Raw genomic sequence first — 391 nt, 5'->3', positions numbered from 1 at the left:
TGACGCGAGATACGGCGCCGCGGCCAGCAGCGTCGGTTGAATCAGTCCGAGGCCTTCAAGGCCTGCCGCAAGATACGCCGCTTCATCCCCCCACATGCAACTGACCTCGCGTGCGCACGCACGTCGCGCGTCCGCCCACCGTCAACGTCAGATCGCCGCAGCGCGTAGTGAGTGCATTCACTGCGGGGAGCGCGGCACCGTCGGCGACCGATTCGCCAATGCCCGAGAGAGAAGCCTGCGAGGCCAACGATTCGGCGGGTGCCGTCAGCCACTTCACCGTCGTGTGCATCGCAAGGCCGTCGAGATCGTCGGGCATGCCATGCAGATCGAGATAGCGACGGCTCGCACACGTTACGCGAGGCAGATCGCCCAGGTGCCGCGCCACGAGGCG

Annotated in this window: 1 pseudogene; it reads right to left on the bottom strand. The window is 66.8% G+C overall.

Features of this window, described 5'->3' with window-relative positions:
- Nucleotides 1-82 precede the first annotated feature (82 nt).
- Nucleotides 83-391: pseudogene (locus tag CDV44_RS28340) on the bottom strand (hypothetical protein); the annotation flags it as partial.

Source organism: Pandoraea sp. PE-S2R-1 (genome assembly GCF_002179865.1).
In the GTDB taxonomy this organism is placed as follows: Bacteria; Pseudomonadota; Gammaproteobacteria; order Burkholderiales; family Burkholderiaceae; genus Pandoraea.
Note: the sequence above shows the minus strand (reverse complement) of the source record. Positions and strands in the feature narration are given on the sequence as shown.